Here is a 16,356-nt window from a genome sequence, read left to right as displayed (position 1 = left end):
ATGTTTGTAATACGTATGGATAAATTATAGCTTATGGATTTTAGCGATGTTCTTTAATTAATCAAACTGAAAAAATTAGGACTTTCATGAATTGCTTGCATCGATGGTGTACGTTAGGTGAGTACATCCTGAATAGAATCCTTACAGTTGTACATTAATGCGAGGTCACACCCGTTCTAATCGTTGCAGCAACCTCTTTTTCACCTCTGGCCATTCTTCAGCAAGAATACTAAACACGACCGTATCTGTGAGCCGGCCATTGTGATGAATCATATGTTGACGCAGAATACCTTCTTTTGTTGCTCCTAATTTTTTTAACGTATTATAGTTTTTGACATTATGTGGGTCTGTTGCGATTTGTATGCGATTGATACTCCAGATTTCAAACGCATGTTGAAACAATAACAGCAAAGACTCGTGATTATATTGCTTACCCCATACGGATGGAGTAAGCCAGCCATAACCAACTTCCAGCTTTTTATGGTGTAGATCTATGTCATAATAAGCTCGGCTTCCAATTAATTCATTATCCTTTAACCTTCTTATTACATAGGTAAGCTGAATACCTTGGCTCTGCTTTATCAAACAACTCTGAAACCAGGTATCATAAAACTCACCATTCGCTTTATTTGGCATATAAGTCCAAATTCGCGCATCATTCGCTGGATAACGCAAACTCTCATAATGAATTAAAGTAAGAGGTTCCATTTGAATGCTTTGACCAATAAGGTTCTCAGGCACAAGCATACTGACTTTTGTTTTACTTTTAGGCATAATAAGCGTGTCAGACATTATTGTTTTCTCAATCTAAAAACATGATCAATAAATTATTTCAGCGAATAAAACAACTATTCCAAGTACCAGCGGATAAAATTATTTCTAATGCTTATCGAATTATCTCTGTTAATGACAATTATCAAAATACTGCACAGGTCTATGTTACCGTTCAAGTTACTGGGAAAGCAGTAACCTTTGATAAGTCAGTAAGCGAACTGTATCAAAAAAAATGGCTGGACAATTTTTCGCATGAAGATGTAGTGCATATTGCGGCTTTATATTCTGCCGAACAAACCAATAGCCTGGATTTAATTCAAAGATTCCCCAAACAAACATCCGCAAACAAATCCAGCGTCATTAGTGTAGGAATATTGTTTACAACTTTTTTAATCTTATCGAATTTAGCTGCCTTTAAAATAGCTGCTTTCGGTTCCATCAATTTTGCTGCTGGTTTAATTTTTTTCCCTTTGACCTATGTCTTTGATGATATTTTGACTGAAGTATATGGATTTAAAGTAAGTAGGCGAATCATTTGGATGGCATTACTGGCGAATACTATTGTATTTTTAGGCACCTGGCTTACCATTTATCTGACTCCATCACCCTACTGGTCTCATCAAGAAGCTTATGCAACAGTATATCAAGGAACATTAAGGGTTTTCACAGCTTCCGTCATTAGTTACTTTTTTGGGGAATTTGCCAATTCAATTATTTTAGCCAAACTCAAAGTGCTGACATCAGGAGAGTGGCTTTGGCTGCGCGCGATTACAAGCACGATGATCGGCGTTGGTATCGATACATTACTTTTTACTCATATTGCCTTTTTATTCATAATTCCCTACGCGGGCATTTGGCAAATTATTGGAACGATGTACTTATTTAAGGTACTGTATGAAATATGTGCATTACCCATTACATATCATGTTTCAAATTATTTAAAACGAAAAGATAATGTTGATCATTATGATGTGAAAACCAATTTTAATCCGTTTTCATTAGCGCTTTAATTATGAATACGACAATAACCAATATATCTGAAGATAGAAGAGTTGTTATTCATTCAAGTTCCTTATGGTATTTAATTCAAACGGATGCCTGCAAGACTTTACAATAAATTTTATCCTTAAGTTGTGGTAACAACTCACTTACTTAATTCATTATTGGGCTCAAATTTATTGAATTTTAGAGTAACTGGGTCTTATTAATAAACTTTTTATTGACAAGAATTTCTTTAATGTGAATAAGCAAGAAAAAGTCAGTGAATATAATGTTGTAATAGAACGTGTTTTGCACAAGACATTTTGAGTTTGAAATCCAGTCATAGCTTGAATTAGTTTTGACATGGTTTAATCTCATTAGGCTTTTGAACAGCTTTTATCTACTCTTTCTTCTTTTGTCTTCAAGATAACAAAATTGACATTGTTCCTCTGTCTATAATGATACATCTGATATAAACATTAAAATCACCCTATTACTGCTTTGAGATGATCTTAATGTTATTTTATTTTTTCTATACAGACTTGTGTAGAAAAGATAAACACTACCACCGATAACTACTGTTTCAATAAAAATTAAACCGTGAGTACTACTTCGCGTTCCTCATTTTTCGGCGCTACTTGCAAGGTAAGTTCTTTCTCTGCCCGTGCAATCGCAGTATACATCCTCTCTTTTCCTTCAAAAAACTCACAATCCAAGTTAACTCCAGGTTCTGTTTCAAGAAACTGTTTGAGAAATTTCACACCGTCTAACATATCTACTTTAGTTAACTCATCCAGGGATGCTTCCAAACCTAATGCCTGTTGAATGGTAAATAATAGATCAGTGTCGAATGTCTTTGAGTTTTGTAATAACAATACGTAAGCACCAAAAAGTACATAGCTGCATGTATAATCATAACACTCTTTCATTTTTGTTAAAAAAGTACTGTGATCTATAGATTCAAGATTACCTTGAATTATTGGAGCATAAAATAATCTAAAAATTATATTCCTTGATGTTTCTGATTGAACATATTTAATAAGACTTGTATTAATTGCCATCTCATCTAAGCATTTAAATGCATTAAAATTCTTATAATCTTTTGCAACTCCCTTGCACCATGTCTCTATATCTTTTTCAAGCTGTTGACGTTCATTGTCGATTTGTGTCATTAGAGATTGAACAAAAGCAATCGCTTTGAATCGATGTAACATCGCTGCGCCACGCTTTCTTTGCTCATCAATAATATCCTGGAGATACTGTTTGAAATGTTCATCCTTAACAAAATGGGGGTATTTCATGTATCGAGGAACTTTCTCTTTATCTTCGAGCAACATGTTATCACGAAAAACTTCTAATGATTTTACAATGGTTACAACATCAAGAATCTTTAAATCATCCTCTCTATATCTTTTTTTAATAACTTCCATTTCTTTAAATTGCAAAGCTCTTCTTATGGCTTGGAATAACTTGCAAGTGGTCACATCACATTTGCCAAAGTAAGTCCAAGATGCATATGCATTATAATCATCATACTCTTTAATCAATCGAAAATAACGATGAATTAATGCACCTAATAAAAATAACGTACCTTGTTTGGTTTTTTCTTTATCCTCTTTGGGGATTTGACGAAGTTCATTTACTAATAAATTAAATACGTCAATCTGTGTATCCCTACCCGATTTACATTTTATTACCTCATTTGTTCTAGCGATTAGTACCTCAAGGCTAGATTGTTGTACTACAGAGGATCCATCATTGACCTGACTATCCACTACTCTATATCTTCCTAATAAAGTGGAGTATTTTGCTTCCAAGTTAATCGTATTGACTCTAAATTTTGCAAATACTGGCGGGATAAAAGTCATACATCCTCCTTAATACATACTCATTCCTAGAGAACTCATAACACCTTTATAAAACCCATATAAGGATGAAGAGTTCTTGTTAAACGAAAAATATTTTGTTTCATGAATTTCCTTTTGAATTGTTGCTCCTAATCGCTTGTTCAAATCCTCATATGTTTTTTCTTCGCGTCTTTCATATACAAAAGTGCAATAGTAGCTGAACTCACTCAAGCATGAATTAAAAAAATCCTTGTCCATGTCTTCAAGAGATTGAATGCCTAAATGACTACGAAATAAATCAATTAAACTTTGATGAAGATAATTACTTACCGAGGAATCATATTGAAACCACTTGACCAAATATATTCCAATAATAACCTGTCTTCTAAATTCATTGAAATCATCTAGAGTTAGCTCGGGATTTCTTTTAACGACTTTAACATATTGGATTAATTCATATGTCTCATCTAAACTATGAGCCACCATACTTATTACAGTCGCATCATCCATGGCAGCATGTTTCGAAATGAATAGGGAAAAAAAACTTAAACATCCCACATGTTGTCCATAAGTTCGCGCTAAACACGTCGCTAGTCGTTTTGCTTTTTGCTGAAATTCGGCAAACAACATTGTCATTGCGTCCCTCCTGCAAATATTGACCCGCAATAACTGCAACGCGTCATTGTCCAAAAAATTAAACGCCTTCATTTTTTATAGCAACCTATAAAAAATATTGCAACTATTAATTTAACTAATTGAACATAAAAAGAATTAAAAGTCTTTTTTATAATTTTTTATGTCCAATACGTTCGAGGATAACTCAGTAAAAAAGATATGAAGAGCTAAGAAATCTAGCCTGGCGAAGCACAAACATAACCAAATTTATGAAAGGAAGCCCTGGGTTCTGCTTGCACTTCACCCAGGTTAGAAACTATATTGAAAAGCGCTCGTCTATAGAATTGATTAATTTTTGATGAATTCCATTAAAACCTCGATTACTCATGACCAAAACAGCATCTCCTTCTTGTACAACCTCAGTCACTTCTTTAATTATTTCATCATGGTTTTTACAAATCTTATAGGGACAAGTCCAGTTGCTTACAGTTTCGTGCAAATTAAAATCATTCGGTTCCAAAATATATGCACCATGCACTGGTTCCAAAGCATGTGCCATCTCATGAGCATGAACACCAGTACGCATGGTATACGAGGCAAATTCCAACACTGCAAAAATGCGTTGATGTCTATTACTTCGTTTTAAAGCGTCGACTGTTCGCATGATGGCTGTAGGATGATGCGCAAAATCATCATAAAGTGTTATACCATACTTATTAGACCGAACCTCTAAACGGCGCTTTACTGGCGTAAAACGTTCTAAAGCTTTAGCTGCTACTTTTGGATCTACGCCGGCATTTACACTAGCAACAAGAGCCGCCAAACCATTTTCCACATTAAAACACCCAATTAACGGCCATCTTACTTCAGCAACTTCCTTACCGTGATGCAGGACTTTAAACGCCGAACCATTTTCTTCAATCAATTGAGCTGTCCATTGTGCATCGCCATCTAAACTCAGCTCGTCAATTTGCGAATATTGACCACGAGCAATAACTTCATTAAGTGCTTTATCATCTCGAGGCTTAATTGCAACACCACTCGCCGGGATAGTTCTCATCAGATAATGAAACTGCAATTGAATCGCTGCTAAATCAGGATAAATATCTGCATGATCAAATTCAAGATTATTTAAAATAGCAATTCTTGGACGATAATGCATGAATTTAGGACGTTTATCAAAAAAAGCACTATCATATTCATCTGCTTCGATTACAAACCATTTCCCCGAACCAAGACAGGAGCTTGTCTGAAAATCAGATGAGACTCCACCAATTAAAAATCCAGGATTAAGCCCTGCTTGATGTAAAATCCAGGCAACCATTGAAGTAGTTGTTGTTTTCCCGTGAGTACCAGAAACAGCGATCACTTGATATCTAGATAAAATATTTTCAGCAAGCCATTGTGGTCCAGACGTATAGGGTTTGCCTGCTTCAATTACAGCCTCAAGTACTGGCATACCTCTTTTAATGGCATTGCCCACAATAACCAAATCTGCTTGTAATGCTAAAGCAGTATCATCATAACCTTCAACCCAGGTTATTCCTTTTGCTGCAAGTAAGTCACTTACTGGTGGATAACAGTTAGCATCATTTCCAGTCACCTTATGCCCTGCATCACGCGCCAACAAAGCTAAGGCACTCATAAAAGTTCCGCTTATACCTAAAATATGTAAATGCATGATAATCCTAATCTCATTGTAATAAAGAAATAGTTAAAATATTAACCGCAATTAAACCAAATGCAGCCAATACAGATTGAATCGCTGTAGTGTTTAATGCGAACTTATATATATGTGCTGTAATAACAAACTGCCAAACTGATAATCCCAAACTCAAAAACAAATAAAGAATGCCAATAAATAAGAATAAAGGATTTCTTAAATTAACCAAAGAAAGATGTGGTGCAATAATCAATAAAGGAAGAACTAATATATGGATGATAATATTGATACAGTACAACGAAGTGACTGTCTGCACAAGTCTTGAGGTCAAGCCTTTAAAAAACAAAGCGAGATAAGTATAAATGATATAAGAGATAATCAAACATAGAGAGATGAATACATTATTTATCATATCCTCAGAAGAGTTGAAGTATGAATAATCCCATTCGATCGCCATAAGTAAAGCCAATAAAACGGCACTCAAAACCATACGAGTAATAGAGTAAGGTGTATTTTCTGGGCTTTCTTTTAATAAGCAAATATCCCAGTAACGATCAAATATTAGATGTAACATTTAAGTCTTCATTTTTTAATTAAATTTAACAGATTAGATGCAGCACAGCAGTCCTGCCACTAAGTTAAAAATTTTTGTCATCCCGCGAAGGAGAAAATCCATTCTTAAAGTGGCACTCTGCCTCACTAGAAATGGGTTCTCGTCTTCGCGGGAACGACAATTTTTTCCTTAACTTAATTCCAACAGAAACCCTGGATAAATGAATCTCTTATCCCAGTTACAAAATTATCTACTCTCAGATAATGATTCTTCTTTTTTCATTATTTTTTTTACCATTCCGAGCTGTTGTACAACAGGCTCATCCCACGGCCCTGAAATTTTATAGCTGTATGCCGAGATTTTTTGCATGCTCTGATTAATAATTTTATTCGCGACCCAAGCAGCAACCCCTGCTACAGGGCCGCCCGCAATAGTTGCAACAACGGGCAAACTCGCTGTTATATGCGGAGATATTTTCAAGCTCAGATCATAAGTATGTTTCACTAAGTCAAGATCTCCTTTCATACTTGCATAAGCAACAGGACCATCAAGATAACTATCTTGCGTACCCATAATTCCTTTATTCACAACAAAGTTTCCCTGAAAAATATCAAAACTATATCCTTGATGTGCCAAATCGCTAAAATCCAATTGTAAACGGCGAGGAATGGTCTGCAAACTTAGAATACTTAATAATTTACCTAGGCCTAGCTTTTCTTCTGTCTCCTTGCTTAAATGCGTAATTCTTCCGTTTTTAAGTTGTAAATACATAGTTCCTTTTAGCGAAGCAAGGGAAAATTGATACAAACTCTTTTTCCAACCCCCATGAAATTCCATATATCCTTTTTTTGCATGAACAGCAGGAGTTACATTCCAACGTTCTAAAGTTTTAGCTAAATTTGTGATATTCAGTTTTACATCAAGATTTGTCTGATTTACATTTTCTTTTTGCAGCCATTCTCCCTGAACATTAAATTGGTAGACTGGAGATGTAATCTGGCAATAATCCACTTTCCATTTTTCAGTGGTAGATTTACTCTTCAAAGTGACATCACCCACGTGTACTTTTCCCACGGACAAATTATCAACACGCAAATTAAGGTTTGGTATTTGACTTGGATGCATTTGCGTCGTTTCAGCAAACTCTTTACTTGCAGTATCCATCTTATTCAAATTTAAATGGTGGACATGACCGCTTAATTCATTGGTAGGCGCATGATAAATTAAGTCAGCAGCAATATTTTTTTGCTGTAGATTAAAAGACCAATCTTTGCTTGGTAATATTTTTGCTTTGACTGCAATCTCATTAAACTGCTGTTTCAAAAAACTAAATTTATCTATAGTGACATTAATAATTCGCAAATTATTTAATAGAGATGAGTCTGTCTTTGCTGAAGAAAATTGATTGTATATATCCTTCCATTCCTGAAGATCAAATCCTTTTATGACACCTACCACAGAAAGGCCAGGTAATTTTTGATTTACAGCATTCGCACTACCTAAACGCAACTGTCCGGAATCAAAGGCATAACCCTCTTTAGAATTTTTGAATAATAGATCCGCGCTTAAACGGTTATCATACTTACCTCGCAAATGCATTGATTTTTTCGCATTGAGCTCAAGAATTAATTCCAGGGGAGTCTTTTCATTTGATTTTTTACCTAGAGGTGCAGGTAAATTAACATCCATCCCCTCCAAAGTACTATTTAAACTGATGCTATCTGCTTCCGAGGGTTTATCACTTAATTTTAATACCGCATTCACATCTAATGAACCATCAACTAAAGCAAGCTGTGGCAATTTAAATTGGTTTTTCAAGGAATCAACGGTACATTTCCCATTGAGCGTAATTGTGGTTGCAGGCACAGGTGTTTTAATAGATTGAATTTTGATGTTCATTGGATGCCCCAAAATGGCAGCAAACAGGTAACTATCTGTTATCCCTGTTTCATTAAACATCAACTCGCCTGATAGATTTTGTACAGGAAAATGGGCTAATTCATGATTCACTGTAATAGTATTATTTTTAAAGGTAAGATTTCCTTTAGCAAGTACATCATCATTTTCTGGATATAATGGAACCTGTACGCTTAAATCGAGTAAGGCAGATCCTTTAATGGACAGCATTTTTAAAAGCGTTAGCTTTTTCCTTAAAGGAGAAGCCATAACATAATTAATCATTTTTTGTACTGATGCATCAATTTTTCCAGTCACCAGCAAATTTTCTTTATTTTTTCCGATGTCATTGATGCGTAAATGCATTTCTTTTGTAGGTACCCCCTGGAAATTAGCATGGACTATATCAATATTAAGATCACGATTTCTTAAATGAATAAATCCATCAATTTCTTTTATAGCCTGCCATTTGGAATTGATTGCTATCTCTCCGCCACTTGCATAACTCTCTATAATAAATTCGCCGCTATTATTATCAAAAGGGAAATCTTTTGCCAAACCATTAACTCTTACTCTTCCACTCGCATTAGCAATCTGTTTTACGTCATTTTTTAGCCAAAGATACAATTTAGGTTTCATGTATTTTTGGGGTAAAAATGGAACCCATTGTTGCCAATTTTTACCAGAAAATTCCGCACCAAGACGAACATGGCCCACAGATTGACGAGTTACTTGATCTACGGCGCCTTGCATACTTAATGTCAACTCAGGCTGGCTTACTACAAATCGCTCCATGCTAACTCGTAAACCATCATTTAACTCTTTCCAATCAAAAGCACCATTCAGTAAAGTTAATGTTTGCTCTGGATAACCATTGACATTTATCGAAGTGTTTTCAGAATCAAGCTCCAATCGCCCTTGTTCAGGTTGCCAGTTTATTACACCTGAAAGATTTTTTATTTGGGGAATATCATTCTTGGCATCCCATCCTAACTGTTCAAAACGCGTCAAAACATAATTTATAGAATAGTCATCAATGGAAAAATTAACTTCTCTTTTTTGTGATGTGTCAGTGGCATTTGGGGTTGTGCTTAGTATCGTCGAAGGCTCTGATTGCTCCTTTGCAATAGCCATGCTAAAAACTGGGATTGGAGGAATAACCGAAACATTGGTATTTAATGAGACAAGTACTTGAGTATCTTTTAAGACTCCCTGTGGCTTCATAGCCAATATATTTTGGATACTTTTAGGCCAGTTAATTGCATCAGAAAATAATGACTCGATAATGATTGATTTTACAAATAAAAGATAACTTTGCTGTTCTTTATTGTATTTGAGCAATAATCTATTCTCAGGCCAAGCCACCCCGCCAATACGCAATCTAATGGGATCAGCCTGGAGTTGCCAACCTAAGTTATCGGGTTTCCAGGAGAGATTGGCAAAGAATGATTGGATAAGTTGGCTATTCTGATTATTCAGCAATCTCCAGGCCAACCGCTTAAATGTTATCTGTGCTTGGACTGAAGAAACTGCACCATGATGCACATCAAGCCATAAATTAATATTGCCCTTACCCCCTTCAAAATGCTCAGTTGTCTTAGGAAACAAATTTTGCCATTGAGCAGGTATTATATTTTTAGCTGAAAAATAAAATTTCCCTTCAATGTCCTCAAAATGATCTGGATCAAAATAACCATCACCTAACAGTTGAAAATTAGTACTGCTTGTTTGTGCAAGTCGCGCCTCTCCTTTAAACTTATAATGTCCCCCGCGATTTGCTACCGATACATTTAGACCATTCACGGGAATCAAGCCCCCATCGCTAAAATGGAAATAAGCTGAAACATGCCTAATGACCAAATGTTCTTGTTGTGATAGCCAGCTCAACATCTGTTTGGTTTTCTCTGGCGTCATATCATTACTTAGTGGGTCGGTGGCCACACCATCAATAGACCAATGATTATCTATTTCTCTCAAGTTGAGATGCATGTCATCAATAAAGAGAACTCCCGGTTGGACCTGCCAATTCCACAATGATTTAAATAAGTTAATTCCGACAAGCAGTTTATTGATACGAAAATTATGCTCTGAATCATCTCCTAAGGTAACCTGGTTTAATTTAAGTACAGGTTGAAACCAGTACCATCCCGTTTCCATTGTTTGTATGGTTACAGGTTGTCCTATAAGAATTGATAGATGATGTTCTACTTCTCCTTTATATTCTTTTGCCCAAGGAGTTAGAGAGCGAAATATACTGGATAAAACAGCAAGAAGGATAATTAGGACAGCTAAAAGCATCCAAATTCTTTTTAATACTGTACTCACGCGTTGTGTTCGATTACTCATTGATTTTTTTACTATACCATTGCTTTTGCGCATACTCATCATTTTCTTTTTGTTCACTGCGCTGTAATTTGAGTTGCTCGATCTTGTTAACCCGGTCTACCAATTGGCTAACCCCCTCTTCAGAAATTTTTGTCTGTTTATACTTGCGTTCAGCCTTAGCCCTTACTTTTCCTAAATGAGCCAAATGTGCGTTTAATTGTATTAAAGCTGTATCCAAATGGCTAATAAAATCGATGCGATTACGTAATCGAGCAACTACCGTTCCCTGTTCACCAATTTTCTCAACTTGCTTTAAATAATCCTGTCGATAAGCAACTAACTGATCATGTTTTAACTTATTATGCTTAAATTGCTCCTGTGCTTTTAAAAACTCTTGATATGCAGCATGAGTTTCTTCTCTTTTAATCTGTAAAAGCTGTTTTAAGCGTTCCAATCGCTGACTCATCCATTAACTCCAAAAGATGATACTAACTGGGATAACATATCCACACTTTCCTTATAAAGAACGCGTTCATTGATACTTTGCTCCATATATTTTCGAATTTTATCTCGAGCTTGAATCGCCTTATCGAGATTCGGATCACTCCCAGTAGCATAAGCACCAAGCAATATGAAATCTTTATTTTTTTCATATAGTGATAAATTCTTTTTGAATAATAGCATATCATTCATTTGCTGCTCAGATACTATAGATTGCATTACTCGACTAATAGAAGCTTCCAAATCAATAGCAGGATATTGTCCTTCTTCAGCAATAGACCGACTTAAAACAATATGTCCATCCAAAATAGCCCGTGCTGCATCTGCAATAGGATCTTGCAGATCATCGCCTTCAGTTAAGACTGTGTAAAATGCAGTAATCGACCCACTACCAACCTCTCCGTTACCAGCACGTTCAACAAGTTTTGGCAGTTTGGCAAATACAGAAGGAGGATAACCTTTGGTTGCTGGCGCTTCTCCTATAGATAAAGCAATCTCTCTTTGCGCCTGAGCAAAACGAGTTAAAGAGTCTATTAGCAAAAGTACATGCTTGCCCTGATCGCGAAAATACTCAGCAATACTCGTAGCCACTTTAGCACCGTGTAAACGCATTAAAGGGCTTTCATCTGCCGGTGCTGCGACGACAACCGCACGCTTTAAACCTTCTTCACCTAAATTCAATTCGATAAATTCCTTGACCTCTCTACCACGCTCACCAATCAAACCCACAACAACCACGTCAGCTTTGGTAAATCGCGTCATCATTCCTAACAAAACGGATTTTCCTACTCCTGAGCCTGCAAATAATCCAATTCGTTGACCACGTCCAACAGTAAGTAATCCATTAATTGCACGTATCCCCACATCTAAAGGTGTATCAATGACTGCTCTTTTTAAAGGATTGATCGCAGGACTAATTAAAGGGTATACCTCACTTAACTCAAGAGGAGGACCTCCATCTATAAGAACTCCGGAACCGTTTATAACTCGCCCTAGTAATTGAGCTCCTACTTCAACCTGAGCAACACGTCCAGTTGGGGTGATAATCATCCCGGGAGCAAGTCCCTGAATCGCACCAATGGACATCAAATATACACGATCTTGGCTAAAGCCAACTACTTCGGCGTCAATCGTATGTGATTCGTCGATAGTAATAAAACAACGCGCACCAACAGGTTGATTAAAACCTTTAGCCTCTAGTGTGAGGCCAACAGCCCGACTTATGCGACCACAATGTAATAATCCTAACTGCTTTTTTTCGCGAATTTCGGACAGTATTTTGATCAGATGTGACTCATAAACGTTCATCCGTTCATCCTAATTTTGCAAAGGTTCAATCAGATCGCGAGTAACGTACTTTGTGAACAAAGTGGCTAAACGGGTATATACTCGACCATCTAATTCGCTATAGTCACCTTTTAAATAAAAATCGCCTCGATTTAATAAAGGATCTGCTATCAAAATCTCTTGCAGACCAGGTATTTCTTTTTCACCAAATTCGTTTTTGACCCAGTTAACATCTTCTGGATGCATGGCAAGCACTTTATAGGCTTGTAGGGAAGGCAACTCGGATTTGATGGTGTGGAGTAAATCGTTTAACTTATCAGGATTAACGGATAACTCCACACCAATACAATGCTGAGTTAACCAAATTATTGTTTGAATTATTTCTTGCGTCACTTGCTCATCTACAAGTTTTACTGGTTTTTGTAGCAGATCAAACCAATATATAAACTTTTTCCTTTTTTCATTAATTTCAGCTTGCGCTTGTTGCATGCCTTCTGCATAGCCTTTTTCTCTAGCTTCCTGCTTTAAACGCTCACACTCAGCACGAAAAAGCTCCTCTTCATTAATTTCAACTTTCGCTTCATTATTTACAATCGATTCATATTCCCATGTACTAAACTCACTGCTCTTCTCTTTTTTCTTTAGGTAAGGCTCGAATTCATCCGACATATACTTATCATCCCTGAAAATCATATCCAATCATAAAATGTAACTTTAGTGCGGTGAACTCAAAGAAAATAAACCCCAGTTCCTTGCACTATAGCGCCATCCACTAAGCCCTATACATCGTTGCAAGCTCGTTCGGCTCAGGTCATGTACTTGAACTTGAGTACACTCCTTCACTTCTCTTGAATTGCGCCTTACCTAGAACTTAGTGGATGACGCCATACAACCCATACGTTAAATCATCTCATCCCCACCTTTGGAGCCTAGTGCGATCTTACCTTCTTCTGCAAGGCTTTTTGCTATAGCCAGAATATCACGTTGGGCACGCTCTACATCCACTACTTTAACAGGGCCTTGTAACTCAATATCCTCTCGTAATAAATCAGCGCCGCGTTTAGACATATTAGAGAATATTTTTTCCTTAGTAGGCTCGGTAGTTCCTTTCAAAGCCAGTTTTAATTGCTCAGGCGTTACATCACGCAATAACGTTTGCATGCTTCGATCATCCATATCCACCAAATTCTCAAAGACAAACATTTTGTCTCGGATTTTTTCGCTTAGCTCTTCATCCCAATCTTTAATTTTATTGAGTACTTCTTCCTCCATAGCACCATCAAAATAGTTAATTACGTCAGCAACGCTCTTAATGCCTCCTACAGAGGCAGATTTACTTACTTTCTGACCACTAAGTTGTTTCTCTATCACTTGTCCTAGTTCGGAAATGGCTTCTGGTTTTACTGTATCAATATTACACATCCGCAATAATACCTCCGAGCGTTTCTCCACACTAAAATAGCGCACCACTTCAGCTGCTTGTTCACTATCCAAATGGATTAATATCGTTGCAATAATTTGTGGATGCTCATTACGTATTACATCAGCGATTAATCGACCATCTAACCATTTTAAACGGTTAAGTCCGCTGTCTTTATCAGAAATCAGGATTCGATCAATAAATGGAGTCGCTTTTTCTAGTCCTAAAGCTTCAATGAGTACCGTTCGTAAATAATGCTCAGTATCTACCGTTAAACTAGTTTGCTCCCCAATAGCATTCGTAAATTCAACAAGCACATTTTCCATTTTCGCCTTGGTAACATTATTGAGCGTCGTCATCGCGACCCCCACCTTTTGTACTTGTCTCGGTTCGAGATGTTTTAATACTTCAGCAGCATTTTTTTCGCCCATGCTTAATAGCAAGATAGCAGCACGCTCAATCCCATCCATAATTACCCCCGATCAACCCAATTTTTAACTACCTGTGCTACGCGCTTGGGTTCTTTATCAACAACCTGGCGTAATAAATTTAACTGTGATTCATAATCATTTGCTTCTTTGATTGAAATTGTCCCATCATAGGTCAAATCTGCTATAGGTTGCTCATCATCCGTAACCCCTCTGACATTTCGATTGCTAGCGAGTGTTTTTAACATTGGCCTTAGCACACCAAAAATTAAAGCTAAAACAAATAAAGCGGCTGCCGTTTGCTTCACTATGGACCAGAAAATATCTTTTTGCCAAAAACGCTCTTCAGGAATAGCAGCTATAGGATCAGGTTTAACAAAATCAGTATTGATCACATTTAAACTATCACCACGTTGTGCATTTAATCCAATTGCATCTGCAACAAGTAATTTAATTTGCTGTATTTCCTTTTGCGTTAAAGGAGTTTTAGACATTTTTTTAGTTTTCTCATCCCTTACGGCTTTGTTGTCTACCAAAACCGCAACAGTGAGTCGTTTAATCGTTCCAGGTTGATTTTTGGTATGGCTAATTGTTTTATCCAGCTCAAAATTCTTAGTACTTTGTGTGCGCGAATCAATGGATTGGCTGGTATCTGACGCTGCCTGGGGTTGTGGTTGTGCATTTGGTGGTACATTTTTAGGGGGGGCGTTCTTGGGAGTAAGAGCAGGATTAGCCTGCGGTGTATTAGATAAAGTACCAGGCACTCCAACTGCTTCATTTGAAACATTACGTTTCTCTTCCATGGTTTGTTCACTACGTAAAGAAGGCAGTTCAGGATTAAACATTTCTTGCGTTTGTTCATAACTGGTAAAATCTATATCAGCAGAAACTTTTGCTCTAACCCGTCCATAACCAAGTATTGGTGTTAAAATATCTTGAATTTTTTGAGCATATTGATGTTCCAAATTTTGTCTGTAATCTAAAAAGCGCTCTGTATCTGTAAAAAGAGTTTGCCCACCGCCTTCATTTAACAATTGACCATCTTGATCAACAACCGTCACCCGACTTGCAGAGAGATTTGGAATGCTGGATGCAACCAAATTTACAATTGCTGCAATTGTATGCTTTTTAAGCTCCAAACCTGAATAAACATCTAGAAAAACAGAAGCACTAGGCTCATGAGCATCACGAACAAAAGCCGATTCACGTGGAATTGCTAAATGAACTCGAGCTGATTTAATATCATTGAACTTACTTATAGTACGGGCAAGCTCAGCCTCCAGCGCTTGCTTGTAACGCGCGTTTTCCATGAATTGACTACTGTTAAACGCATTAGAGCTGGAAAAAAGTTCTTCTGAAGCCACAGGATCACGAGGCAATCCTTCCATTGCCAATTTAAGACGTACGTTTTGCAGATTATCGGCCGCAACCATAATCATGCTATTGTTATTATCAATCTTAAAATCAAAGCCATTACGCTCAAGGGCAGAGACTACTTCAGCCGCATCACGCGCATTCATTTGTGTGTATAAAGGAACATAATTCGGATCACGAGACCATAAAACAACCGCTAAACCGATGGCAATACTTGCAGCAACTCCCACAAGTAAACCAATTTGACGCGCAATAGAAAGATTTGCAAACTTTGCTGCCACTGTTGATGCACTATCAGCCAATGCCATTTCAAGCTCCTAATTATACTGGCATATTCATAATGTCTTGATACGCTTGTACCACTTTGTTGCGAACCCGAACAGTAGCTTCAAGCCCCAAATTGGATTTTTGGGCCGCTATCATTACTTCTCCTAAACTCACGTTAGGATCACCCATTTCAAAACGTGTTTTTAAAGAGTCTGCAGATTGATTTAACTCATTGACCTGATTTAATGCTTGTTGAAATACCGTACCAAAAGGAGCTTGATTTGTTTCTGTTTCAATCACTGCACCTTCAGCCTTGGCAGACATTGTCTTTATCTGATTTAGCAGATTAACCGTATTAATATCACTCATCCCTATTTACCTCATAATTATTTGGCGTTTTATCCCTTTTTCTGGTGACCAAGGTC

The 16,356-nt window shown here is 36.9% G+C and carries 13 protein-coding genes; 1 reads left to right on the top strand and 12 read right to left on the bottom strand.

The window, feature by feature from the left end:
• Window positions 1-165: 165 nt before the first annotated feature.
• On the bottom strand, window positions 166-792 hold the full coding sequence (locus DY223_RS07220; protein WP_058459294.1) for a GNAT family N-acetyltransferase: 627 nt from the start codon (window positions 790-792) through the stop codon (window positions 166-168).
• Window positions 793-815: 23 nt separating this feature from the next.
• Here DY223_RS07220 and DY223_RS07215 point away from each other — a divergent pair, with 23 nt between their 5' ends.
• Window positions 816-1,784 (top strand): queuosine precursor transporter, encoded by a 969-nt coding sequence (locus tag DY223_RS07215; protein WP_058459293.1) that lies wholly within the window; start codon window positions 816-818, stop codon window positions 1,782-1,784.
• A gap of 564 nt (window positions 1,785-2,348) precedes the next feature.
• Here DY223_RS07215 and DY223_RS07210 read toward each other — a convergent pair.
• The 11 genes from DY223_RS07210 to fliE form a co-directional block, all read right to left on the bottom strand.
• Entirely contained in the window at window positions 2,349-3,623 is a 1,275-nt protein-coding gene (locus DY223_RS07210) for a hypothetical protein (protein WP_058459292.1), read from the bottom strand.
• A 9-nt stretch (window positions 3,624-3,632) separates the two neighbouring features.
• Window positions 3,633-4,238, bottom strand: coding sequence for a hypothetical protein (locus DY223_RS07205; protein WP_058459291.1), 606 nt, complete (start codon window positions 4,236-4,238; stop codon window positions 3,633-3,635).
• A 295-nt stretch (window positions 4,239-4,533) separates the two neighbouring features.
• Window positions 4,534-5,898, bottom strand: coding sequence for a UDP-N-acetylmuramate:L-alanyl-gamma-D-glutamyl-meso-diaminopimelate ligase (mpl, locus tag DY223_RS07200; RefSeq protein WP_058459290.1), 1,365 nt, complete (start codon window positions 5,896-5,898; stop codon window positions 4,534-4,536).
• Between the two features lie 13 nt (window positions 5,899-5,911).
• Window positions 5,912-6,454, bottom strand: a complete 543-nt coding sequence (locus tag DY223_RS07195; RefSeq protein WP_058459289.1) for a hypothetical protein — start codon at window positions 6,452-6,454, stop codon at window positions 5,912-5,914.
• A 225-nt stretch (window positions 6,455-6,679) separates the two neighbouring features.
• Complete coding sequence (locus DY223_RS07190) at window positions 6,680-10,675, bottom strand: YhdP family protein (protein WP_058459368.1); 3,996 nt, start codon at window positions 10,673-10,675, stop codon at window positions 6,680-6,682.
• A complete protein-coding gene (gene fliJ / locus DY223_RS07185; protein ID WP_058459288.1) occupies window positions 10,668-11,120 on the bottom strand; it encodes a flagellar export protein FliJ in 453 nt (150 codons plus the stop codon). The genes DY223_RS07190 and fliJ overlap by 8 nt, the downstream gene beginning before the upstream one ends.
• Window positions 11,117-12,463: a flagellar protein export ATPase FliI gene (gene fliI / locus DY223_RS07180; RefSeq protein WP_058459287.1), complete on the bottom strand. Its 1,347-nt coding sequence runs from the start codon at window positions 12,461-12,463 to the stop codon at window positions 11,117-11,119. Before fliI ends, fliJ begins: the two co-directional genes overlap by 4 nt.
• Window positions 12,464-12,472: 9 nt before the next feature.
• Window positions 12,473-13,111, bottom strand: a complete 639-nt coding sequence (locus tag DY223_RS07175; protein ID WP_058459286.1) for a flagellar assembly protein FliH — start codon at window positions 13,109-13,111, stop codon at window positions 12,473-12,475.
• 231 nt (window positions 13,112-13,342) lie between these two features.
• Window positions 13,343-14,332 (bottom strand): flagellar motor switch protein FliG, encoded by a 990-nt coding sequence (gene fliG, locus DY223_RS07170; protein WP_058459285.1) that lies wholly within the window; start codon window positions 14,330-14,332, stop codon window positions 13,343-13,345.
• A gap of 2 nt (window positions 14,333-14,334) precedes the next feature.
• Window positions 14,335-15,972: a flagellar basal-body MS-ring/collar protein FliF gene (gene fliF / locus DY223_RS07165; protein ID WP_058459284.1), complete on the bottom strand. Its 1,638-nt coding sequence runs from the start codon at window positions 15,970-15,972 to the stop codon at window positions 14,335-14,337.
• A 13-nt stretch (window positions 15,973-15,985) separates the two neighbouring features.
• Window positions 15,986-16,300 (bottom strand): flagellar hook-basal body complex protein FliE, encoded by a 315-nt coding sequence (gene fliE, locus DY223_RS07160; RefSeq protein WP_058459283.1) that lies wholly within the window; start codon window positions 16,298-16,300, stop codon window positions 15,986-15,988.
• Window positions 16,301-16,356 lie beyond the last annotated feature (56 nt).

Origin of the sequence: Legionella bozemanae (assembly GCF_900450575.1) — a bacterium.
Classification (GTDB): domain Bacteria; phylum Pseudomonadota; class Gammaproteobacteria; order Legionellales; family Legionellaceae; genus Legionella; species Legionella bozemanae.
Note: the sequence above shows the minus strand (reverse complement) of the source record. Positions and strands in the feature narration are given on the sequence as shown.